This window comes from Pseudothioclava alba, from assembly GCF_033100795.1.
GTDB lineage: Bacteria > Pseudomonadota > Alphaproteobacteria > Rhodobacterales > Rhodobacteraceae > Pseudothioclava.
The window spans coordinates 1-510 of the sequence record NZ_JAWLVI010000023.1; the positions used below are offsets into that span (position 1 = coordinate 1).

Sequence of the window (510 nt, forward strand, 5' to 3'; positions counted from 1 at the left end):
ACAGCACCGTTGATCTCGTCAACAAACTTGAGGCCGAAAAGAGAGAAGGCCGCGTGGGACGTTTGGCGGACAGCTTACTCCGCGTCGATCTCGTGATCCTCGACGAACTGGGGTACTTGCCGTTCGCCAAAGAGGGAGGCCAGTTGCTCTTTCATCTCGCCGCCAAGCTCTATGAACACACGTCGATCATCATCACCACAAACCTGACCTTCGCTGAATGGCCAAGCGTTTTTGGCGATGCAAAAATGACGACGGCGCTGCTCGATCGCCTCACACACCACTGCGATATTATCGAAACCGGGAACGAAAGCTGGCGCTTTAAAAACCGTGACTAGCAAGACGAAAGTGCGCCGACTGTTCCGATAAATGGGGTCTGCACAGCCGGCGCACTTTCTCCCGATTCTCTCCAAAACAACTCACAATTGCTAATGGCCGCCGCCAGAAAACCTGGCTCCAGAGGGGTCAAATTTGCACGCCGAAATGGGGTCTGATTTGGATGCCGATTGACAG

General features: G+C 53.9%; 1 protein-coding gene. It reads left to right on the forward strand.

Annotated elements, in window-relative coordinates; all coding sequences use genetic code 11:
• Window positions 1–335, forward strand: a 335-nt coding sequence (locus RYZ20_RS15830) for an ATP-binding protein (RefSeq protein WP_317675181.1), incomplete at its 5' end; no start/stop codon positions are given.
• Window positions 336–510: the final 175 nt, after the last annotated feature.